Origin of the sequence: Nodosilinea sp. P-1105, assembly GCF_012911975.1 — a bacterium.
GTDB lineage: Bacteria > Cyanobacteriota > Cyanobacteriia > Phormidesmidales > Phormidesmidaceae > Nodosilinea.
Map to the genome: position 1 here is coordinate 50,977 of NZ_SMDQ01000010.1, position 23,898 is coordinate 74,874.

A 23,898-nucleotide genomic window follows, 5' to 3' on the forward strand; every position below is an offset into this window, starting at 1 on the left:
CGAGCTGACTTATCCTAAGTTTTCCTGTTTATGAAAAAACATACCAAGCGTGTTCGTAGTAGCTCTCTGATTGATGATATTCGCCAACTGCTCACCTTTGTTAGCCGCCGCCGTCGTCGTCAGTTAGCGGCTCTACTGGGGTTAATGATTGTCTCCTCCTTGAGCGAAATGGTCAGCCTGGGGGCGGTTTTTCCGTTCTTAGGTGCCCTTAGCAACCCGGATCAACTGCTGAATGCGCCCCAATGGCAGGGGATTCTAAGCGTCTTTAATATCAATTCTCAGCAGCAGCTGGTGTATTGGCTGGCTATTGCCTTTATTGCGGCGGCCCTAATCGCCAATGGCCTGCGCTTGCTGACCATTAATGCCAAGGTGCGCCTATCGGCAGCCATGGGGAGCGATCTGAGTACGCAAATTTATCAAAAAACCCTGCAGCAGCCCTATAGCTTCCATGTGCGGCACAACAGCAGTGACCTGATGGAAACCATTACCGCTGACACTAAGCGGCTGACAAGCTCAGTCCTGACCCCCCTGCTGACCATTTTGACCGACGCCCTGCTAACGGTTTCTCTGGTGGGGGCGTTGATTTTGATTGATGGCCGGATTGCCATTGCCGCTGCCGTGATTTTGGGCGGTACCTATGCTCTGATCTACCGAGCCCGTCAAAGGCTACTAAAGCGCAATAGTAAGATTATCGCTAAGGCTGGCCAGCGCCGGATCAAGGCGGTGCAGGAGGGCCTGGGCGGTATTCGCGATGTTTTAATTGCTAATAACCAAGGCTATTTCTGCCAAACCTTTGGTCAGGCCGAAAATTCCCTGAAACGATCGGAAGCTAAAAACGCTTTAATCGCCCAAACCCCGAAGTTTGTGATGGAAGCGATCGCCATGACGGCCATTGCTCTGCTGGCTCTGGCTATGGGGCGCGATGGCGACTTTAGCCAGGCGGTGCCGGTACTGGGCAGCTTGACCTTGGGGGCTAAGCGGTTATTACCAGCTCTGCAGGAAATGTTTTCTTCCCTCGCTAAGATCCAGGGGGCTAGAGCATCCCTAGATCGGGCGTTGCTGGCCTTACGGCGGCCGGTTGACCCGCTGTTGTTGCTGCCCACTCCCACCGAGCATGTGCCTTTGACCCGGGACCTGCGTCTGGAGCATGTCTGGTTTCGCTATGGGGAAGACGGCGATTGGATTTTGCGGGACCTGAACCTAACCATTGCCGCCAAAACGACTGTGGCGTTTGTGGGTAGCACTGGCAGTGGCAAAAGCACCACCGCTGATTTGATCATGGGCTTACTACAACCCCAGAAGGGTACTCTGCTAGCTGATGGCCAGCCCTTGCAAGGAGACTATTTAAGACGGTGGCAACAGGGTATTGCCCATGTGCCCCAAAGCATTTTTTTGATGGATGCCACCATTGCTGAAAACATCGCCTTTGGGGTTCCCCCCAAGCTGATTGACTTTGAGCGGGTGCGTCGGGCCGCCAAGCTGGCTCAAATTGATGACCATATCAGCCAGCTCCCTGCCGGGTACGACAGCTATGTGGGGGAACGGGGGATTCGGCTCAGTGGAGGACAGCGGCAGCGGATTGGCATTGCCCGCGCCCTGTATCGCGATGCGTCGGTGATTGTGTTTGATGAGGCCACCAGTGCTTTAGATAATGCTACTGAGCAGGAGGTAATGGCCGCAATTGAGGGATTGAGCGGGGAATTTACGATTATTTTGATTGCCCACCGATTGAGTACAGTAGAGCACTGTGATTTGGTGGTGGAGTTAAGCCAAGGACAAGTAAAAGCCAAGGGAACTTATGGGGAGTTGTTTACAGATTTAGAAAGCGTCAATACATCTAACTTTCGCGACATGAAGCTTAGCGAGAAGAATAAAAAAATAGAGACAACTCGCCATAATATCTAAAAACCAACAGATTCTATTGCTTAAGCATAGGTACATTATCAGCCATGAAAATGAAAGCCATAAGCATAAACCATTTTCCTTTTATAAGGAGTAGTCGAAGATTAGCTCGTTCTCTACCTTTTTACAAATTCTTTTCTGAGTGGCGTAATCGTGAAAAAATAAAGTTCTATGAATTATATAATCAAGGGAAATTTAGTGAAGCTATTAGCTTTGGCGAAATAGCATTGAGAAGAAAAAAAAATGATTACTATTTACGAAGGAGCCTAGCAAAAGCTTATCGCAACTTAGGTCATCATGATCTTGCCACCCTAAAAATAGCGGAAGTTCTAAGTAAAATCCTTGGGAAGGATCCAGATTTAATTATTAGTGAGACACAAAAAGAAGTTACTAAAGTATTAGGCAAATCAAATATCGAATCAAAACTTATATATTTAGGAGGAATGAACAACTATGGTCAAGTGCAACATAAAATAATAGATAAAAATTCTCAAGAAAAGTTTTATTTAACAAAAATTACAACGCCTAATAAAGTAAAAAGAGAGCATTATTTTTACAAATTTCTCTGTAAAAATAATCCAGAATTACAATTGATTACAGCAAATTTCATAGGATATTCTGAATCAGAAGATAGAAAATTTGCGTTTTTGACCCTAGATAAAATCAGGGGAAATTCAATAAAATTAGATCATATTCAGTCAGTTATTAATGCGAATAAACTATTATCTTCGCTTCGTTTTGATTTTGATTTGCATACCAGTAATTTTAGCCCTGCCATGGATAGATCTTCTATCACTCTAGATTTTAGACAAAACCATATTCGGCCAGATTTTTTTTCTGCTATTCACCAACAAGAAGCAAATACACTTATTATCAAATGGTTATATGAAAGGCTTTTTAAGCACAATAAGCATAAATATATGCGAACTAGCAAAAACTTAATTACGAAATTAGAATTTATAGTTCTGAAAAACAAGTTCTATAAAAAGATTGTTCCTTCTAAGCATTACTCTCTCGTACATGGAGATTTTGGTCGCCAAAATATATTAGCTGATGAGCAAAATGGAAGAATCTATGTCATAGACTGGTCTGGATATTTTTTAGGTCCAGCAAAGTTTGATATGACTCGCTTCTTCGAGTCATTCCCTCTAAACTTTCATGAGATCAAGCAAAAGTATATTGACAACATAATACATGAAGACTGTAATAATTCAGTCATAGAAGTATCACTCTTTATTTATCTCCTTATTGCATCTTGGTTTAAAGAAAAAAACATAGATAGAGTCTTAAAAAATCATGATAATTATTTAGTGCCAGCTATTGAGCATCTAGAATATTTGACAAGAAAAATTTTATAAACTTTTCATCGGAAAAATAAAATTTCCCTCAATCACTCTATATTTCCTACCAAAATATTATCGAAGATAAGCCGAAAGATTTTAGCTAGAGGTATTAAAATATACCTATCACTCTTTAAAAACCTAAAGGTAGACTTAATAATTTAAAGCTTTTAGCAAACGGTACATTTACTAAATAAAGTTCAAAAAATAAAGCTCTAAAATGAAACTCAAGAAATTCATAAAGTCTATAATACCTAATTTTTTTTATGTACTGGGCTTTACTATTATCAAAAATAGTAAAGTTGAAGATAGCCAGATTGATGTTAGGGAAGACACAAATTCATACAGAGAAATATTTCAATATGGAAAGCCTGTTATTGTTGATATGCCTATAGAAAAGCTGAGATGGAAAGCTTTAGCAATTAACTTTGACTATGATCATCCTTTTGTTTATGCACTTAAACAAGCATGTGAACAAGACAAAAGTATAAATTTCAAAGTTCTATGTGATGAGCTAAAAAAATATTATGAATTGGTTCAACCTTGTTCGATGAGTGATTGCCTAGATATAGAAATAGAAGCAGAGTTTCCTAAGCCTCAGCATACTCATCATACAAGATGGCCTTGGATAAATAAAAGATCAAATTCTGCTGAGGTTTGCCCTGTAATTCAGGGAAGAAAAATGAAAGCCTTATCAACAAGAGAGCATGGGGTACAGCATTGGGGACCGGTATCACATGAAAAATTATTGACAGAAGCCATCAAACTATCAAGGCTTTATACCTCAATCAACGAAAAAGGCTATCGAAGCAATATAACTAACGATGCAGACAGCATGGTAAGAGTCTATATTCTTGAAAAGGAAAATTTAGACTGGGTAGCTATTCCTTTTCAAGGGCAACACAGGGTTAGCGTAGCGTCAGCTCTGGATATAAAGTCAATCCCTGTAAAAGTTATGTTTGTGATAAGAAAAGTAGATGTTGAATTCTTTCCACTAGTGGCTAAAGGCATATACAGAAAACAAGATGCATTAAATATTTTTGATAGTTTCTTCGAGAAAAAACGACCAAAAGTACTCAATCAGTGGGATAACTACATATCCAAAAAATCTGAATTATTTATATAATAGAGAACATAGAATTTTACTTTATTAAAGAGAGTAATGAAGAAAATATATTTCCTTATTTTTGCAGATCATCTTAAATCTAAAGTATTTTCTTTACATCGAGGAAATCCAGGCGTTGGGGGAACACAGTTTACTTCAATTCGCCTTGCACTATTACTTGCAGAGACTTGTCCAGAGTGGAAAATAGTCTTAGTGAATAGTAATAAGATTAGTCTTGAAAATTCATCTTTAAATGTTGTACAACAGATCTCAAAAAATTCTACAAATTTCTTTAATTCAATAGATATTAATCATGATGATCTAATAATTGCTTCCACATCAACACTTAAAACAGTTGATATAAAATGCCTTCAAAATTTTGAAGGCAATCTAGTTTGCTGGAGTCGCCATCCTTTTGATAAGGATGCAAACGTGCTGGCCTCAAAAGTTAAATTTAAAGGAGTTGTGTGTGTAGGAACATATCAATTCTACTCAAATACTAATATAACTAAAGATGTGTTTTATATACAAAATCCATTTATACTCCCTAATTTGACAAAAATAGAAAAAAAACTTAAGCCCAAAAATAGAGAAATTGATATTGTTTACATGGGTGCCCTAATTCCTGGGAAAGGATTTCTAGAGGTGGCGAAATCGTGGCATTCGCTTAAAGCTTTAGTCCCTAGGGTGAAATTGCATGTAATTGGCTCAACTGCTACTTATGGAGAAAAATCTGAATCTCATCTAATTCCTACCAAGCCAGATTTTGCCGAAAAAATACTTGGATTTATTCCCGAAGAAGATATTCATAGTGGGAAAGTTATTTTCTATGGAAACTTAGGCGAAGAGAAATTTGAGATTATACAAAAATGTGATCTCGCTATTTTAAATCCTACCGGAAATACAGAAGCTTTTCCTGCCTCTCCTTTAGAATGTATGGCTTGTGGGATTCCAGTCATTGCCTCTGACGACTATGGCATGTCAGATTGCATGCGTTTTTTCCCCGAACTTGTTATTAAAGGAAATAAAGATATTCCAAAAAAAGTCGAGTGGCTAATTTCCGATCCTTTACGTTATCAGGAACTACAGCAAAGATCAGTGGCTGTTGCTAAGTGGTTCGATTCTCAAGCAGATCAAATAATTACCCGGTGGGTCAGACTAATAGAAGCAATAATCTCAGATAAAAATTCTGAGGTTGATCTATCTCCCATACTGCCCTTTTATGGCTCTAGGATAAAGATGTTTTATCGCAAACGATTAAGAGCATATGTTAACAAAATCAGGGGATTATCTGGCTGAATTATTATCATATCAAATCTACTGAGACATTCCAATTTTTAGTCACTATTCAGAGTATTGTCCAAGTTTTATGAAAGTTCCAGTTGTATTTATTATATTTAATCGTCCTAAAACTACTCGCAAAGTTTTCGAGGCTATTCGTGAGTATAAGCCAAAGCAACTTTTTGTAATTGCTGATGGTCCACGACCTGATAAATTAGGCGAAGAGGAGAGTTGTAAATCAGCTCGTTTAGTCATTGAGGAAGTGGACTGGGAATGCGAGATCTTCAAGCGTTACTCTAACACCAATTTAGGATGTAAAAAAGGAATCTCTAGCGGTTTAAATTGGGTTTTTGAACATGTAGATGAAGCAATTATATTAGAAGATGATTGCTTGCCTGATATGAGCTTTTTCCGTTATTGCTCTGAACTCTTAGAAAAGTATAGATATGATACTCGAGTCATGTCTATTACTGGTCAAAATGTTCAAAAGAATCCTCAAAACCTTCAGTATAGCTACTACTTTTCTCGACACTTCCATTGCTGGGGATGGGCAACTTGGAAAAGAGCATGGCATCATTTTGATTTAGAAATAAGGCAATGGCCAGAAGTTCGAGAACTAGAATCTTTCAAGCACATTTTTCCAGGCACTAAAGCTTTTAAATATTGGAGAAGAATCTTAGATAAGCAATATAAGAATAAATTTAATAGCTGGAGTTTTTCAGCCAGCTTTTCATTTTTGATTCAAAATGGTCTTCATATACATCCTTCTAAAAATTTAATTCATAATATTGGATTTGGGCCAAATGCTACTAATACAAAAAGTCTAAGATTAAAACGAAATCATGAAAATATGTACTATGAAATGGGATTTCCCTTATTACATCCTCCTTATGTGCTACAGGATACTAAAGCCGATAAAATAATTCAAGATCACTTCTTTGAATCTCAAAAAATTTACGACAGAGCAATTATTAAACTCAGAAAAGCTTTAAACATCTAGGCTTAGTAAAGATATCATAAAGCTTACTATCAATGATAAACTTCCTGAGATTCACAGATTTAACGCTGTCTAAATCACAAAACAAGTTAAGTAATTTAATTTGTTTTTTTCTTGGGTACTATACAGCACCAAAGTTACCAGCAGGTTGGTATTCTGCCTGGGCAGCAATTTGTTATATTATATTAACTTTTCTTGTATATAAAAGAAGAGCCAATTTCTTGTACATAGCTTCAAAAGATTGGATTATTATATCTTTAGTTGGATTAGCTATTTTATCAGGATTCTGGTCAACCGATGCGGGTGTCACTTTAAGATATTCCCGTGCCTTAGTAGCTTCAACAGCGTTTGGCATATATTTATCCTCAGTCTTTAAGTTTGAAAAACAAACAAGAATACTTTTAAATTTTTTTGCTCTCATTATAGTTATCAATCTGCTCTTTCCTATTTTTATACCTTTTTATAGAGCTTCTATTACTCACTTTGGTTATTTCGCTTGGGTCGGTATTCAGAGACATAAGAATGAATTATCAGGAGCCATGTCACTAGCAACTTCCTTGTTATTGACTTTTGGATTATTTGGCGAAACATTGGCGATCAGGCGCAGAGCACTATTTTTTGCATTTTTAGGTTTTCTCCTTTTATGGTTATCTGAGGGAAAAGGAAGCCTTGCAGTTTTTTGTGGCTCTTTAGTTTTGTTGCCACTGTATAAAATAGTTTGTCAAAAACATAAAGAAAGCATATTGCTGTTAACGATATTCATTTATCTTTGTATTTCGGTGGCTGTAGCTACTATCTTAAGCATGGAATTTATCATCGTTGATTTGCTAGGGAAGAGTTTAGAACTGAATTCTAGAACTCCGCTTTGGGAACTCCTAATTGAGAGAGGTATGACTAGGCCCTTAGGTTTTGGATATGGTGGATTTTGGATAAACTTAGAAGAGGCCAAGATCGTAGCTGACCAATTTCACTGGATTGGGGGAGTTGGAGAGGGTGGTGGCAATGCCCATAATGGCTATGTTGAGTTATTTTTACAGTTGGGTTTTCCTGGAGTTATTTTGCTAGGAATTCACGTGGTTTCTACTGTGATCAGGGTAGTTTTCCTCTTTGCCAGAGAAAAAAAGATTGAGTACTTGTGTATGCTTCAGTTTTTAGTAGTTATGATTGTTACTAATTACTATGAATCGTACAGTGCGTTCTTGTCGTATAGAAACTGGTTTTGGGTTTTGTACGTAGCTATTTCTTACTCATCAATTATGGCCATAAAGAACCTTGCTAAGCCTAAAACCATTCCTCAACCTGAGCTTTATTTAATGGATAAGTTTGATCAAACCAGCAAAAATCCATGGCTGTATTAAATGAAGATAATCTCGATATGGTATTCCTTTGTTAGATTTTATTTATGAATCCTATTATCATCAGTGAAGCAGATTCAGCCGGTGCTGGTAAGGCTGCTCTACGATTACATCAGGGTTTGCAATTAAAGAAAGTTAAGTCTTCGATGTTAGTACAAACTAAAGCTGGTGACACTCCTGATGTATACCTACCAAGTCATAGACTGACAAATCTCCTATCACTAACTCGGGCCAATCGATACTTAGATTCCTTACCTTTGAAGGCGTATAGAAATCGTAAGAAAGGAGCTTATTCCTTAAATTGGTTCCCGGACAGCATGAAGACAAGGATTTTTAATAACTTTAAGCCAGATATTATTAATCTTCATTGGATTAATTTTGGGTACTTAAGATTAGAAACACTTGCCAATTTTGATTTACCAGTGGTTTGGACCCTACATGATATGTGGGCTTTTACGGGTGGTTGCCATTATACTAATGGGTGTGAAGAATATAAGAGGGCCTGTGGAAAATGTCCACAGCTAAGCAGTCATAGTCAGCTAGACTTATCTCGATGGGTGATGAATCGTAAGTTAAAATCGTGGAAGAACTTAAATTTAACAGTTGTCACTCCCAGTCGTTGGCTAGCTGAGCGTGCTAGAGAAAGTTCTCTATTTTCAGAGGTCCCTATTAAGGTTATACCTAATGGACTAGATGTTGAAACTTACAAGCCCATGTCTCAGCAGGTTGCTCGCGATCGCTTAAACCTACCTCAGGATAGAGATTTAATTCTTTTTGGGTCTGTGAATGCAACTAGTGATAATCGTAAAGGCTTTGATTTACTGAAAGAAACTCTATCCTGTTTAGAATTGTCTCAAGGTAAACATCGGCCTGAATTAGTAATTTTTGGCAGTACGCGAGGTGATGAATCAAATGACTTAAGTTTAAAGAGTCATTATCTTGGCAGATTAAATGATGATATTTCTCTTTCCATAGCGTATTCTGCTGCTGATGTTTTTGTTGCTCCATCTCGCGAAGATAATCTTCCTAATACAGTGATGGAAGCCTTAGCCTGTGGTACTCCTTGTGCCGCCTTTAAAATTGGCGGAATGCCAGACTTGATTGACCATAGAGTCAATGGTTATCTGGCTAAACCCTTTGATCCAAAGGATCTAGCGGTAGGGATTCAATGGATATTGAGTGATGATAGTCTATCACGTCAAGAACTGAGAAAAAATGCTAGAGAAAAAGTTGAAAGTAGCTTTTCTGATGCCGCCCAAGCTGAACAGTATATTGCTTTATTTGATGAACTTTTAAGTCAATAATTTTTTACGGTTCATTTATTAAGTAATGGTTTCTAGAAATATTGTCTTTTTGTTGGCAATATTTCATGTTTCCATATTTATATTGTCAAATAGTTTTTTATTCTTATTATGAGCTATTACGGACATATTGTTAATTCCTTTCCCACACGAATGCAGATTGGTTGTTATCCAGAGATTTTTTATCCTCTTTATAGCTTAGTTCCTATTAATCGGAAGCTATCTGTTAACAAAAAAACCCAAATTGTTATTGAGGGATTTCCTAGATCCGCTAATACATTTGCTGTTTTGGCCTTTGAGCAGGCCCAGTCGCAGCCTGTATCTATTGCCCATCACATGCATGTTCCTGCTCAGGTTATTCGGGCAGCTCACTGGCAGATCCCAACGTTGGTTTTAATACGTCAACCACAAGATGCTGTGGCTTCATACGTCCTGAGAAAACCCGAGTTAAGTGTTAGGGCAGCGCTACAGTGTTATATTCGTTTCTATAAAACTGTATCTAGATATCAAGGTAGCTATGTAGTTGCTACTTTTGAAGAAATTATTAGTCAAATTTCTAACGTTGTTATTAGAGTGAACGAGCACTTTAGAACTGAATTTACTGCGGCTACACCAACTGGCGACGATCTAGATTCGATTTTCAAGCAGACTGAGATCATGGCTAAAAAGAATGGCATGAATGAATTAGGATTTTCTCGCCCATCACTTCAAAAAGAAAACCGAAAAAAGGATCTTATTGAGATAATTAAATCACCAAAATACGATGAGTTACTTGGCGAAGCAAAAGCCATATACTCTAACTTTCTGATTTAGTAACTAGCTAAAGTAATACTTTGTACATTTTTGTGAGTATTTAATACTGTGAGTAACTCATCAAGACCTATTCTCGTCACAGGGGCTCATCGCTCTGGTTCGACATGGATCGGTCGAATGCTAGCATTATCCTCTGAAGTTGGATACATACAAGAACCCTTTAATCTGCACCATCGTCCTGGGATTTGTTCTGCCGAATTTAATTATTGGTTTCCTTATATCTCTCAAAAAAATGGGGAAGAGTACTACAGCTCATTGAAAGATACGATTGAATTTAAATATAAGGTTGGGCGAGAAATTCAAGCCGTCACCTCTTTTCGTGATTTTGGACGGATGTTGCGAGACTGCCGCAACTTCAATAAGTATCGGATGTTGAGATTGCGGCCTTTATTGAAGGATCCAATAGCTATATTTTCTGCTGAATGGCTAGCATCAAGCTTTGATATGGATGTTGTTGTTATTATTAGACATCCAGCTGCTTTTGCGGCGAGTATCAAAGCAAAAAATTGGACTTTTCCTTTTCAAGATCTTCTGAAGCAATCTTTGCTGATGGAGGAATGTCTTTATCCTTTTGCTTCAGAGATTAGTCACTATGCTACTAGCGAGAAAGATATTATCGATCAAGCCTGTTTATTATGGAATATTATTTACTTTAGAGTATCTGAATACCAAAAAAGAAATCCTACCTGGATATTTCAGAGTCATGAAGATATTTCTGTAGATCCCGTCTCTGCCTTTCAGGAAATGTATAAGCGCCTAGGTTTAGATTTTTCTGATGATGTGAAAACAACTATCGAAGAATATAGTAACCCTCAGAATCCACTTGATGCGAAGAAGAATGATCCTTTCTTGTTTTTAAGACGTCATCTTAAGCGTGATAGTAAGTCAAATATATTTAATTGGAAGAAAAGACTTGATTCTAGAGAGATCTTGAGAATTAAAGAAAAAACAGGGGGATTAGCGAGTGTTTTTTACGATGATAGCTGCTGGTAGCCTTATCTTTATTTCCTGCCTATAAGACTTAATATTGCTGAACTTATTACTGTCTGCGCTTATTTTTCATCTTTTTATAGGCCATTATTCTTTATAGCTAAAATCGTTTTATATGACCACTGCAATGAGCCTTCCTAAAATTTCTCTGATTACACCTTCATATAATCAAGGTCAGTATCTAGAAAATACTCTCAAAAGTGTTCTTGATCAGAACTACCCAAACCTAGAATATATTGTTATTGATGGAGGATCTCAAGATCATAGCGTAGACATTATAGAAAAATACTCAAGTCAGTTGACTTACTGGATTAGTGAGCCTGATCAAGGACAGACAGATGCACTGCAGAAAGGCTTCTCTAAAGCTACAGGAGATATTCTAGGTTGGCTATGTTCAGATGATATCTTACAGCCAAACACTCTCTCCGAAGTAGCTCAGTTCTTTGGGAAGAATCCGGATGCTCAGATTGTTTATGGTGATAGCCTCTGGATAGATCCCAAAGGCAACCTTATTAGACCTAGGAAAGAACATAGCTTTAGTCGCTATATCCTATTGTACAGTCATAATTTTATCTCTCAACCCTCAACCTTTTGGACACGTCAAGTCTATGAACAAGTAGGAGGGCTAGATTCTAAGTTTGATGTGGCTATGGACGCAGACCTATGGCTACGCTTCTCAGAGGTAGCTGAATTGCATCATGTTCAGAAGCTGTGGTCGTGCATGCGTATTTATCCAGAACAAAAAACATATCGCTTGTTTGAGCAACGAGAAGCGGAAAAAAAGCAACTTCGCGAGAGATATTACGGCTCTGAGCCTAATTGGCTTGTGGCTTCCAAACGGGCTGTTGCTAAATTTAAACGTACTACCCTGAAATTGAGTTCTGGTTGTTACTGGTAGTCTCAGCAGTTTTCCCCCCGTCCTTATGAAAATTTTGCAAGTTCATAACGAATACCAAACGCCCGGAGGTGAGGAGGCAGTTCTTGAAGCAGAAAGGACAATCTTAGAGCAGGATGGACATCAAGTTAAACAATGGATTGCGAGGAGCGCAGATATTAAAACTGCTTCTTCCGCTGAAAAACTAAGATTTTCGTTGAACTCTGTTTGGTCTAAGCAATCTTATCGTCAAGCTAAAACGATTTTACAAGATTTTTCACCAGATATTGTGCATGTTCATAATACTGTTCCTTTGATTACACCGTCTGTATATGCGGCTTGTCAGTCAGAAAAGATTCCGGTTGTCCAGACTCTTCATAATTTTAAATTTGTTTGCCCTGGTTCAAACCTTTATAGAGATGGTCAGGTATGCGAACAGTGTATTGGTAAGTCATTTACTTACCCAGCACTCTTAAATGGTTGTTACCGCAGGGATTACCTTAGTACAGCTTTCCTTGTTTCTGGCCTTACCTTTAATCGTATAAGGAAGACTTACTCTAAAGAAATTAATACTTATGTTGCTCTGACTGAGTTTGCACGCCAGAAATTTATTGAGGCGGGAGTAGAGGCTGAGAAAATATTTGTTAAGCCAAACTTTGTGACATCTGACATAACCCCAGGTAACCATGATGGTAACTATGCTCTTTTTGTAGGGAGACTCATTACTCAAAAAGGCATAGAAACGATGGTTAAAGCTTGGTCATTGCTAGAGGTAAAGATTCCTCTAAAAATTGCTGGCTCTGGATATCTTAGTGATTATATTACGGCAAACTTGCCAGAGAATGTTTCGTACTTAGGGCAATTACCTCGCCAAGAGATTATCAATCTAATGAGAAATGCTACGCTTTTGGTGTTTCCATCAGAATGGTATGAGGGGTTTCCGATGACAATTGTGGAGGCTTTTGCAACTAAATTACCCGTAGTTGCGAGCAGACTAGGTGGAATGGCAGAAATTGTTCAACCTGGCTATTCTGGTTGGCATTTTAATCCTGCTGATGCCTACAGCTTAGCTAGTGTGGTTCAGGATGCTTGGCAAAATTCAGCAGAGCTAAAACGTCGTGGAGAGTTAGCACGACAGCAATTTGAGTCAATGTATTCACCTCGCAGTAATCTTGAAAAACTATTGGATATTTATCAAGAAACAATCCATAGAGCTAGAAATTTAGAAACATCTGAATCTGTAGCTTGAGGACTAGATTTGTAAGCTCTATATTTTTCTTCGTGCCGTGAATTTTATGAAAAGTAAAAAAATCCTCATTCTTGTCGAAAATCTTTCTGTGCCTTTTGATCGCAGAGTTTGGATGGAGGCAACAACGCTTCAAAACGCTGGCTATGAGGTCTCTGTCATTTGTCCCCAGGGCAATGGTTTTGATAAAGATTTCGAGATTATTGATGATATCTATATTTATAGACACCCGCTGCCGCCTGAGGAAAGTTCTGTTATTGGCTATCTGAGGGAATATAGTTGGGCTGTGAGTTGGCAGTTTAAGCTAGCTAAGAAAGTTTGGAGAGAAAGACAGTTTGATACGATTCATCTTTGTAATCCTCCTGACTTATTATTTTTGATCGCAATTTGGTTTAAGTTGTGGAAAGGCGTGCGAGTAGTGTTTGATCACCATGATCTTGCCCCTGAGATGTATATAGCCAAATATAATCGTCAGGATATTTTCTATCATGGCTTGCGTGTGGTAGAACGCCTGACCTACGCGACAGCAGATTATGCGATCGCCACTAACCAGTCCCATCGTAACGTTGCTTTAACTAGAGGTGGCAAGAAAGACCATCAAGTCTTTGTTGTCCGTAGTGCCCCTGACCTATCTAAGTTCTATCCATTTCCACTCAACGAAAAGTATCGCAACGGACGCAACTTTTTAGTGGGTTATATGGGGGTTATGGGAGAGCCTGAGGGAATTGATTATCTCTTACGGGCAGTGCAGTACATTGTCAGGGAAAAGCAACGCCACGATATTCACTTTATGCTGATTGGCAATGGCCCAGCTTTTGATCGCCTTAGGTCTTATGCTAAAGAGCTAGAAATCGAGAGCTATGTCGAGTTTACAGGCTTCAAGAAAGGGGATGAGCTTCTAGAGCGACTTTCTAGTTGCGATGTCTGTGTGGAACCGTCCCCTACATCGGCCTATAACGAAAACTGTACTATGAACAAGATTCTGGAGTACATGGCCCTTGGTAAGCCTATTGTGCAGTTTGATCTACGGGAAGGACGGCATTCAGCGGGTTCCGCTTCTCTCTATGCCAGGCCTAATGATGAGACCGAGTTTGCTGATAAAATCCTGGAGCTTCTAGGAGATCCAGCCCAACGGGAAAAAATGGGTCAGGAAGGGCAGCGTAAGATGCGGGAAGAACTAGAATGGAAACATCAAGCACCTAAGCTATTAAAAGCCTATGAAATTGTGTTCTCACACAAGAAATAGGGGCTATCTGCCTGTATGTTTGATTTTAATTGGCTTTTTTCTGAGGTTCTTTCTCCTGACCAATCAAAGCCTGTGGTGGGATGAAGGATTTAGTATTGAAAATTCTCAGGCTGATTCATTAGAAGCAATTTTTTCTCAAGTTAGGCAAATTAGTAATGCTGACAAGTTTCAACCCCTTTACTACTGGCTGTTGTTTTTAGTAAGACATTTCTGGGGCGACTCTGAAAGGATTCTTAGGGGATTCTCTGCTTTCTTAAGTTCTATAAGTCTTCCTATTATCTATTTAACTGCTTTTCGTTTCTATGGAAGACGTCATGCCCTCTGGTCTTTAGTATTGGCAGTATTTAGTGCTTTTCTTGTTTACTATAGCCAAGAAGTCAGAAATTATTCATTATTATTTTTGGTGTCTGTCGCCCAAATCTATTTTATCAGCACGGCGATTATTGGTTTTTCTCAGGGGTGGCCAAGGCACTGGAGAAATCAGGATCGCTGGATATTTGCCAGCTTGACGGGTATTGGACTCCTGTGTAGTGTCCAAATGATTGTCGTTACCGCTAGTCTGTGTTTGTCTCATCTTCTGCTGAATACCAAAAAAATTAGGTTGTGGTTTGCTTGGTGGTGGCCTGCTGCTATTTCAGTACTGCCTGCGGCTTTTTATTATGTGACGTTGCCAGGGGAGAAAAATCCTGCTATAGTTTCTATTTCTCGGGCAACCCACTCCCTTTTACTTAATATTCTTTATGTACCCTATGGCACTTTAACGGGCTTGACCTACGGCCCTTCACAGAATGCTTTACGGGGGGGAGACTATGGTCAGTTACTTATAGACTATTTACCCCATATCTTAGTTTGGCTAGTCATTTTTAGCTTGCTGGTTTGGTTATCAGTAAATACCTGCTTACAACCAGAAAAAACCAGAAAATCAAGGGATATAAAAAAATTTCTCCTCTGTTTTTTAGTTTTTTCAAATGTTCTGGGTTTTTGCTTGGTTTTAGTGACTGGCATGAGCTGGCTGCCTAGACATGCATTTTATGTTTGGGTGATACTACCCTTCTGGTTGCCGACTCTCCTTTGCTCTTCCCACACTTCTGTTCGACAGAGTCAATCGCTGTCGAGTGGAAACCTTAGCAGGTTGGCGATCATGGGACTGCTAGCTCTGAATATTTATTCGCTCCAAAACTATTATTTAAACACTGAGCACTGGCGGGATGATTATCGAGGCTTGACAAGACATTTAGCTGTAGCCCAGGTCGATGGCTACAAAACAGTGCTGCTAAGTGGTGGCTCCACTGTGCTTAGGTATTATGGTGACCTAGATACAGCGTACCTGAGGGGTGGCTGGAACCGCCAAAACCAACCAACCTGGCTAACAAGGCTGCGGGAGGCTGTCAATGCAGCCCCACAGGTTGTTTTAGCGGTGTATCGACCACACCAAGCTATGCAGGCTAGTCTAAATCATGAACTTTCAAAAGAATATGAGGTTTTGAGTGAGGTTGATTCCTTTCATGGTTTCCATATTTATCATTTAAGACGTCGATGAGTTGTGATGTTTAATCTCGAGTTGTCGATTTAAGATGGTGTAATTTTATGCTTAGCGCCATGGCTGATAAAGGCCTAACTCCTTATTTAATGGCCTTAAGACCTCATCAGTGGTCTAAAAGCCTGGTTGTGTTTGCAGCTCCACTTTTTTCATTCCAGTTTAGTCATGTCATTTTTCTGAATTCCTTTTTAGCATTTACTCTATTCTGTGCGACCTCTAGTGGTTTTTATTTGATTAATGATAGTTTTGATGTTAAGTCTGATCGCCGTCATCCTGTCAAATGTAAACGTCCTATTGCTGCCGGGCTAGTTAGTATTCCTGAAGCGCTTCTTCTTGCTGCTCTACTTTTAATAATTGCCGTTGTTTTCGGTTGGCGACATGCTCACTTATTAGGCGCTACATTAGTCGCCTACGCTCTGTTACAAGTCGCCTATAACTTGAAGCTTAAGCAAACCGTAATTCTAGACATTGTGGCGATCGCGACTGGGTTTGTCCTACGGGCCTGCGCTGGGGCAGCAGCTACAGGCATTACTCTATCGACTTGGTTTTTAGTTTGCACAGCCATGCTGGCCCTGTTTTTGGGAGTTGAAAAGCGGAAAGCAGAGTTGCGTCTTGGGCAGATACAGGGTACCAACACGCGTAAAGTATTAAACCGTTACTCTTTACCACTGCTTAACCGCATTGAAAGTACAGTGACCACCGGTGCCGTGATGAGTTATGCCCTGTGGAGTGCAGGTCCAGTTCTCCAGGGGGCGCCCACCCCTTGGATGATGATTACACTGCCCTTTGTGCTTTACGGCATCTTTCGCTATCAGCTACTCAGTGATCCATCGGAAGTGGCTCGTCAGAGTCATGGGCCGTCCTATGGGGGGCGGGGTGAGCGGCCTGAGGAAATTTTGTTGACCGATCGCCCCATGGCTTTGGTTGTAGTGGTATGGGCGATCGCCGTAGTTGTGATCCTATTTCTTCATAAACAAGGGCTACTACCCTAGGCCACGGGCATCGTTGTCCAGTAATCAACCAATCGATGGGCACACTCATGCTAGTCATACTGCTGATCGTCGCTACGGTGACCTTAAACACCCTAGCCCAAGTTTTACTAAAATCTGGCTCTGATAAATTTTGGCTCAACGGTTATTTGCTGGGTGGGGTGGTAGCCTATGGGCTCAGTACATTGCTATACGTCAGCTTACTGAGCAAGTGGCATTTGTCCTTGGCCTATCCACTGATGATTGGCCTGACAGTAATTGCGACCACCCTGGCGGGTGCCTATTTTTTCCACGAAAAAGTGGACTCTGTTGCCTGGCTGGGGATTGGCTTGATGCTGAGTGGTATTGGAGCGATTGCCCTGGGGCGACATTAGGTCAAGATCTAAACTATGAAGTTCAGCCAAAGCTAATTGAGATTTTACGGACTTGGTAAAGGGGGGACGAATATTGGATGTAAAGCGGCGGTCTTAACCCCTTGTAGTAGCTCCATGCCCCTATGGTTAATCTCGTTAAACCCTTAAAGTCTCTGTCCCAGAGCGGCATTAGCCAGCTTAAAGTCGCCCTGGCGACCTGGCATGGGCGGTTTATTTTAGCTGGACTAACCCTGGGATTAGTCTATTTGCCTACTTGGTTTTCTCAGTTGTTTCGGCGATCGTTGATTCATGGGTCTACGGCACTGTCACTAATCCTGGTCATGGTGGCGCTAGGGGGATACCAGCTGTGGTCAAAGCGCTCTGAGCTAGCTCAGCTATCGGTTCTTGAGGCCGATCGCACCATTGGTTATGTGCTAATTTTGTGCAGCCTGGTGCTATTTCCCTGGTGTCGCTTTGCGGTGTGGCCTCAATCTATTCTGTGGCTAACCGCTTTGATCGGTATGGCCATCAGTACCTGGGGGGGGACATTTTTTCTGTGTTATCCCTTACCACCGCTGATGTTTGCAGCAACGGTTTATCCCCAGCCTGGGGCTTTGGCGCGTACCCTTTGGCAAACCCTAACCCCGGACCAATTTTTAGAACGGCTGATGGCCTACCTGGGGTCTGAGGCATTGCAGTGGATTGGTCAGCCTGCTATCTCAGAAGGTCCCTATATTGCGATTCCTCCCAGTGGAGCAGTCCATGTGGACTGGGGCTGCAATGGCTTTACCATGGCCGTTCAAATGGCGATCGCGGGCTTTTTTATGGGCGTGTTCCTAAAGCAAAACTGGTTCAAGACCGGGTTAATGATGGTGGTCGGGGCAATTTTGGCGCTGATTTTCAATATTCCCCGCATTATGCTGCTTACCCTGGCTTCGGTGTACTGGGGTGAAGGCTGGTTTGAATTTTGGCATGGCACCTGGGGTGGGCAGCTGTTTACAGGCGTTTTATTTACGCTCTATTACTACGCCATCATGGCCATGGTTAGCCGGCGGCCTAAAAAAGCAATCTGATCCCTGGTTGACTGACAAATCTTGTTCCCCTCATCCCCCAACCTCTTCTCCCACAAGGGGCGAAGGGGAACCGGAAAAGTAGCTTGATTTTCAAAGTCCCTCTCCCGCTCTGGGAGAGGGATTTAGGGTGAGGGCTATAAACTTTTGTCAGTCAATCAGATCTGATCCTTTCGAGTAGCTGATCACAAGTAACATCTCCTAGACTTATTTCCTTCAGCCCCAGGCCTCTTGGCTTGGGGCAATGTTGTGGTGCCTATTTTTTTTGATAGTCTCTTCTACACAATTCGCTGCCTTTGCATAAGGCTTTTATAAAGCTCCCGTGATCATCCGGATTATCTAAACTCCCTACGGAGAGGGGATGAGATATACCGACCTCACTCCCATGAAAAATGTTCCCAATGGCACCTTTTTCATAGGAGAGGAGTCATTGAATACTGTTTATAGAATGTTGTGGGGGTTGTCTATGGTTTTAGTGGGTGGCAGGCGTAAGTTAAAAATTCTTTGGCAACTGTCGTGGAATGAGCGCTGGATTACGGCGCAGTCGTTTATCTTACTCCCGGCGATCGCGCTATCCCTTTCTCTATTTGGCTTGCCAATTACCCAGCGCTACCTAGCCCAGTTATCGCCGGTTGATATAGCTAAAACCGATTTAGCCTTTGCTGATGTTAAGCGCATGGCCTTTGCCGTCAACCGAGCCGCTAACCATAGTCCCCTGTGGGGCAACTGCTTGAAGCGATCGCTCACCCTATGGTTTGTACTGCGGCGGCGACAGATTCTCAGTGATTTACGGATTGGGGTTCGTAGGCATGAAGGCGAGTTTCAAGCCCATGCCTGGATTGAGTATGAAGGTGCTGTGCTGAACGATCGCCCTACGGTCTACCAGCTCTATTCTGCTTTTAAAGAAACCTTTGACGATGGGATTTATGTCCAGCGTCCCCAGGGAAGAGCTTAGCTAGGATAGCGCGATCGCCCTATTTCTCAACAGAACACTGGGGTTTTTATCTATGGCGTAGTTTTGTGTAGAGTGTACCTAGCACAAATAAAATTGTTGCGTTTATTGTCTAATGTCATGGCAAATAAACCGGAATTTCGGAGGATTTTTTTGTCCATCATCTCTTTAAGAAGAATACCTATTTTCCTTATCAATGCTTTAATCTATTCCATTTCAATTTCGTCTAATTACAGTTAAGCTGTATTCAAGTTAAGAAAACGGCTGTCTGTTATCTGAGCCTAGTACTCAAAATCACAAGATGGCCACAGTTAAAACATTTTTCTGTTAGCAAGAAATTAATCAGCCCAAAGCTGTTAATTAATGCTCTGACAAGTAGTCGCTATAATTTTAGAGGTTTTATATGCCTTCTCAGTTGGATATAACAAGCACAACCACCCTAAAAGCTACGTCAAATCAGGTGTCATCTGAGGTGGGCGAAGAAGTTGTAATTCTTCAGCTCCAGTCGGGGCAATACTTTGGTCTAGACGGGGTTGGGGCTGTGGTCTGGGAGAAATTGCAAACCCCAGTCACCCCCACCGAACTTGAAGCGGGTTTGATCAATGAGTTTGATGTTGAACCCGAGGTTTTACGCCACGACCTACAGGTGCTGATTCAAGATTTAGCAGCGGCTGGCCTGGTTGACGTTAAGGGTGAATCCTAACCACAAACCCGGAGTCGATTTTAGATTCTTGGCTGCTTTCTAAGCATAGGTAGAGGTTAACCCTAACCGTTGCATCCAGGGGCCTCTTGTTACCTAAAAACTTTGCTGCCATTTATTGCATCTGAATCTAGCAAAATTTTAGAGGTCAGCACTGGTTATGAGCGGCATTTGCGGCATTATCCAGTTTAATCAACAGCCTGTAGACCCAACGGTGCTACAGGCCATGGCTGAAACCGTGGCCCACCGTGGCCCAGATGGCATTAACTATATTTGCCAAGAGGCCGTTGGTTTAGCCCATTTGGCTCTGCACATTACCCCAGAGTCAGTCCAAGAACAGCAGCCCCTGCGGAGCCCCGATGACAGCCTTTGGTTAACCGCCGATGCTCGCATCGATAATCGCTCAGAACTGATTGCTGTTTTGTCAGCTAAAGGGCATTTAGCTACCCCCAACGCCACCGATGCCGATTTAATCCTGGCGGCCTATCGCTGCTGGGGGCACGACTGTGCCGCCCACTTAATCGGTGACTTTGCCTTTGCCCTTTGGGATGCCAACCGTCAGCAACTCTTTGCCGCCCGTGACCCCATGGCGACTCGGGCCTTGTATTACCGATACACCCCCCACCAGCTCCTATTTGGTACGGAGGTCAAGCAACTGCTAGCGGTGCCTGGGGTGCCAACCCGAATCTTCGAGCCGATGCTAGGGGCCTGGCTGGCCTTTCATCCCGGCAATGCAGACTGGACCTTCTACGAAGGAATAAAGCAACTACCGGCCCGCCATGCCCTGGTCGCTGATGCCCAAGGCTGCCGAGTGTGGCCCTATTGGGATATTGACCCCAACCACCGCATCCGCCATCGCCATGCCGCTGACTATGCCGAAGAATTTCGGGAGATCTTTCAAGAAGCTGTGGCCTGTCGCCTGCGTAGCATCAAGCCCGTGGGCTTGTTTATGAGTGGTGGGGTTGACTCTGGCAGCGTGGGGGCTATGGCCGGCAAGCTGGTGCAGGAAAACCCAGGGCAGTATCCCGCTTTTCGAGCCTACTCCTATGCCTTCGAAACCCTAACCCAGTGCGACGAGCGCCACATCAGTGACCCGATCGCCAAGCACTATGGCTTCCCGGTTACCGATATTCCAGCGGAAACCGCCTGGCCCCTAAAGGACTTTCCGGACCACGGCCCCGATCGCGATGATCCCTGGATGGGCTGTTATCAAGCCCTGCACGACCTAACCCTGGCGACCGCCAAAGCCGAAGGCATGGGGGTAATGATGACCGGCTCCCACGGCGACTTATTGGTGGGGGGGGACATTGTCGATGGTCTCGGCATGCTGGCCGCTGGAGACCTGTCCGGGCTATGGGCTGAACTTAAAGCCTACGGTCAGTGGCATGGTTTACCCCTGGCCCAAGTCGTTAGACAGCAGCTGGTACGCCCTGGTCTACGAGCGTTGTGGCCCGCCCATCGAGCCGTCTGGCTGAGAAATCAGCTACAGCCTAGCCGTTCTCCATCGCGGACTGTGGCCTTTGCTGACTGGGTAAATCCAACCTTCATTGACCGCATTGACTTAGCTAACCGTTGTGTTTCGTCCCAGGTGCCTTCGGCGTTCACGGGAGCAAGACGACGACGCTATCAGGTTTTGTTTGATCCCGTATACGCCCGCTTAGGGACGTGGCACGAACGAAATTTTGCCCGCTTTAACCTTTGCTGTACCGATCCCTGGAGCGATCGCCGCTTAGCCAGCTTTATCATGGCAATTCCCCAGCATCGGGTGACCCGCCTGTTGGCCTCCAAGTGTCTAGCCCGTCAGGCCATGGCGGGGGTGGTGCCAGAGCCCAGCCGCCAGCAGATGGGCAAGATCTATCCCTCTGATCTTTGGCAGCAGGCTCTTAGCCATTCGGTCCAAGACACCATCACAGACCTAATCACAACCCCCCGTCTAGCAGACCAGGGATATATCAACCCAAGCCAACTGCAAGAACATTTTGACTCAACCGTCGCTCAGGGGGGAGACGAACACCCGAGCTTTTGGCCCACCCTGATGACCGAAGCCTGGCTCCGTCAATACAGTCTTACCTAGGGTGAAGTTCTACCAGATTGACTGACTCGTTAACCTACCTTGTTTGTCACTATGCAGCCCCCTACCTTGCTGGTTCAGCGGGCTTCGAGAAGTCCCCCTGCGGGACAGCTTGAAGCACCGCTAGGGCAACGCCCATCGGCCTTGCCCTGAGGTTAACCCAGGTTCACCCCTGGTGTTTAACCCTTGTCTAACGTAAACCCTTTTCTTTTAAGGAGAAAAACCATGAAAAAGTCCTACGAAACCCCTAAGCTCAGCACCTTTGGCAACGTGGCTGACCTGACAACTCAAGTGGGTATGACTTTCACGACGGATAGCTTTGGCACCGGTAGCATGGCCTTCCCTGGCCAAGGCCAAGGTAGTGGAAACAACCAAGCTGGTGGTGGTGGTAACCCTAATCGTCGGTAGGGTGTTTCACTATCAGCTAGTTCCAACTGCTAATGGTTAATTAGGCCTTGCCATTGGGGCATCTGGTACCGGGTGCCCCACTTCAATCAAGCACTTGGAGATGCTTTGCTTCCTATTTCTAGTTCTACTTATTAAATATTCCTCTTTAACTAAAACATTTATTTCTTCTCCCCATGGGCGAACCTGCCACGCCATCAGTGATCAAATTAGCCTCTGGGCAACTCTGGAGCCAGCTGCCGAGCGCTAGCCTCTATGGGGCCATGCCCCCAGACCAGGGGCTCCTTACCCTGGCTCAGGCCCTAGCGGTTAGCCCCTTTTGGCAACAGACGTTGGGGGCTACCCTGGTGGTACGTTCTGGGCCAAATCCGGCCTTGACTGTCATTGGCAAGTTTGACGCTGCGACCCAGGCCCGGCTGGACTTTCTGGCGAGTTGGTTACCCCAGGCGCTGGCCGCTGTGCAATATGTTAGCTACGACCAGGTGGTTAGGGATGGCGATCAACTGGCCGCAAACCTGACGGCTCGCCTGGGGGCCGACCTGCTGCAGCGGTGCCACTTTACCGCCATTCCCCGGGGGGGGCTGATTGTGCTAGGCCAATTGGCCTATGCCCTGCATCTGTCCCATCACCAGCTAGAAGGGGTGCCCGACCCCCAGGCCCCTGTGGTGGTGGTAGATGACTGTGCCCTGACCGGGGCGCGGTTTGCCGATTTTCTGGCCCAGCATCCCCATGACCAAGTGGTGTTTGCTTGCTTGTACGCCCACCCCGATCTGCGGCGGGCCATTGAACAGGCTGAGGACCGGGTACTGGCCTGTGTCAGCGCCCATGATTTGGCTGACTATGCGCCCCAGCGGTTTGGGGCCGAATACGAAGCCTGGCGTCAACGGGCCTGGCAACGCAGTGGCCGCCAACGCTACTGGGTGGGTCATCCGCCGCAGCTGTGTTTTCCCTGGAACGAGCCTGACCACAATTTCTGGAACCCGGTGACCGAGGAATTGGAGAGTGGCTGGACCTTGGTGCCGCCCCAGTTGTGCGTCAAAAATCGACCCCAGGCTGGCCAGGTGACCGCATCGGTGCAGGTGCACCCCCCCCCGGCAGGGGCACTGCGCCCAGGGCCAGAGGTGGTCTTTGGCTATTGGCAAGGGCAACTGGTGGTGGGCAATGGGGCCACGGGCCAGAGTGTGGTGTTGTCTGAGGTGGCGGCTGATTTTTGGCAAGCGCTGATTACCCAGACCACCGTAGATCAGGCCTTGGAGCAGCTCGCCACCACCTATGAGGTGGAACCCGCTACCCTGCACGGCGATCTCACTGACTTCATTACGTCCCTGCTCGATCAGGGGTTTCTGATTAATGCTGCTTGAATGGTTG

General features: G+C 43.4%; 21 protein-coding genes. All 21 read left to right on the forward strand.

Annotation, left to right across the window (positions count from 1 at the left end; all coding sequences use genetic code 11):
- Positions 1–30 precede the first annotated feature (30 nt).
- The 21 genes from E1H13_RS06655 to E1H13_RS06755 all read left to right on the forward strand — a co-directional run bounded on the left by E1H13_RS06655 (position 31) and on the right by E1H13_RS06755 (position 23,891).
- Positions 31–1,905: an ABC transporter ATP-binding protein gene (locus E1H13_RS06655; RefSeq protein ID WP_169612625.1), complete on the forward strand. Its 1,875-nt coding sequence runs from the start codon at positions 31–33 to the stop codon at positions 1,903–1,905.
- 44 nt (positions 1,906–1,949) lie between these two features.
- Positions 1,950–3,260 carry a phosphotransferase gene (locus E1H13_RS06660; protein ID WP_169612626.1) on the forward strand — a complete coding sequence of 437 codons (1,311 nt, stop codon included), beginning with the start codon at positions 1,950–1,952 and terminating at the stop codon, positions 3,258–3,260.
- 202 nt (positions 3,261–3,462) lie between these two features.
- On the forward strand, positions 3,463–4,368 hold the full coding sequence (locus E1H13_RS06665; RefSeq protein WP_169612627.1) for a hypothetical protein: 906 nt from the start codon (positions 3,463–3,465) through the stop codon (positions 4,366–4,368).
- 36 nt (positions 4,369–4,404) lie between these two features.
- Positions 4,405–5,646, forward strand: coding sequence for a glycosyltransferase (locus E1H13_RS06670; RefSeq protein WP_169612628.1), 1,242 nt, complete (start codon positions 4,405–4,407; stop codon positions 5,644–5,646).
- Between the two features lie 70 nt (positions 5,647–5,716).
- A complete protein-coding gene (locus E1H13_RS06675) occupies positions 5,717–6,628 on the forward strand; it encodes a glycosyltransferase family 2 protein (protein ID WP_169612629.1) in 912 nt (303 codons plus the stop codon).
- Positions 6,629–6,660: 32 nt separating this feature from the next.
- Entirely contained in the window at positions 6,661–7,983 is a 1,323-nt protein-coding gene (locus E1H13_RS06680) for an O-antigen ligase family protein (RefSeq protein ID WP_169612630.1), read from the forward strand.
- A gap of 44 nt (positions 7,984–8,027) precedes the next feature.
- Positions 8,028–9,284, forward strand: a complete 1,257-nt coding sequence (locus E1H13_RS06685) for a glycosyltransferase family 4 protein (protein ID WP_169612631.1) — start codon at positions 8,028–8,030, stop codon at positions 9,282–9,284.
- Positions 9,285–9,392: 108 nt separating this feature from the next.
- Positions 9,393–10,094, forward strand: a complete 702-nt coding sequence (locus tag E1H13_RS06690; protein ID WP_169612632.1) for a hypothetical protein — start codon at positions 9,393–9,395, stop codon at positions 10,092–10,094.
- A gap of 48 nt (positions 10,095–10,142) precedes the next feature.
- Positions 10,143–11,087: a sulfotransferase gene (locus tag E1H13_RS06695; protein WP_169612633.1), complete on the forward strand. Its 945-nt coding sequence runs from the start codon at positions 10,143–10,145 to the stop codon at positions 11,085–11,087.
- Positions 11,088–11,199: 112 nt separating this feature from the next.
- Positions 11,200–11,982, forward strand: a complete 783-nt coding sequence (locus E1H13_RS06700; protein ID WP_169612634.1) for a glycosyltransferase family 2 protein — start codon at positions 11,200–11,202, stop codon at positions 11,980–11,982.
- A 25-nt stretch (positions 11,983–12,007) separates the two neighbouring features.
- Positions 12,008–13,207, forward strand: coding sequence for a glycosyltransferase (locus tag E1H13_RS06705; RefSeq protein WP_169612635.1), 1,200 nt, complete (start codon positions 12,008–12,010; stop codon positions 13,205–13,207).
- Between the two features lie 46 nt (positions 13,208–13,253).
- Positions 13,254–14,450 carry a glycosyltransferase family 4 protein gene (locus E1H13_RS06710; protein WP_169612636.1) on the forward strand — a complete coding sequence of 399 codons (1,197 nt, stop codon included), beginning with the start codon at positions 13,254–13,256 and terminating at the stop codon, positions 14,448–14,450.
- Entirely contained in the window at positions 14,422–15,990 is a 1,569-nt protein-coding gene (locus E1H13_RS06715) for a glycosyltransferase family 39 protein (RefSeq protein ID WP_169612637.1), read from the forward strand. Before E1H13_RS06710 ends, E1H13_RS06715 begins: the two co-directional genes overlap by 29 nt.
- 59 nt (positions 15,991–16,049) lie before the next feature.
- Entirely contained in the window at positions 16,050–16,982 is a 933-nt protein-coding gene (locus E1H13_RS06720; RefSeq protein ID WP_169612638.1) for a decaprenyl-phosphate phosphoribosyltransferase, read from the forward strand.
- Between the two features lie 47 nt (positions 16,983–17,029).
- Positions 17,030–17,353, forward strand: coding sequence for an SMR family transporter (locus E1H13_RS06725; RefSeq protein ID WP_240966506.1), 324 nt, complete (start codon positions 17,030–17,032; stop codon positions 17,351–17,353).
- Between the two features lie 122 nt (positions 17,354–17,475).
- Positions 17,476–18,405, forward strand: coding sequence for a cyanoexosortase C (gene crtC / locus E1H13_RS06730; protein WP_169612640.1), 930 nt, complete (start codon positions 17,476–17,478; stop codon positions 18,403–18,405).
- A gap of 463 nt (positions 18,406–18,868) precedes the next feature.
- On the forward strand, positions 18,869–19,357 hold the full coding sequence (locus E1H13_RS06735; protein ID WP_169612641.1) for a lasso peptide biosynthesis B2 protein: 489 nt from the start codon (positions 18,869–18,871) through the stop codon (positions 19,355–19,357).
- 400 nt (positions 19,358–19,757) lie between these two features.
- On the forward strand, positions 19,758–20,057 hold the full coding sequence (locus tag E1H13_RS06740) for a PqqD family protein (RefSeq protein WP_169612642.1): 300 nt from the start codon (positions 19,758–19,760) through the stop codon (positions 20,055–20,057).
- A 157-nt stretch (positions 20,058–20,214) separates the two neighbouring features.
- Entirely contained in the window at positions 20,215–22,128 is a 1,914-nt protein-coding gene (locus E1H13_RS06745) for an asparagine synthetase B (RefSeq protein WP_169612643.1), read from the forward strand.
- 222 nt (positions 22,129–22,350) lie between these two features.
- Positions 22,351–22,533 carry a lasso peptide gene (locus E1H13_RS06750; protein ID WP_169612644.1) on the forward strand — a complete coding sequence of 61 codons (183 nt, stop codon included), beginning with the start codon at positions 22,351–22,353 and terminating at the stop codon, positions 22,531–22,533.
- A gap of 173 nt (positions 22,534–22,706) precedes the next feature.
- Complete coding sequence (locus E1H13_RS06755) at positions 22,707–23,891, forward strand: PqqD family protein (RefSeq protein WP_169612645.1); 1,185 nt, start codon at positions 22,707–22,709, stop codon at positions 23,889–23,891.
- The last annotated feature ends 7 nt before the right edge of the window (positions 23,892–23,898 follow it).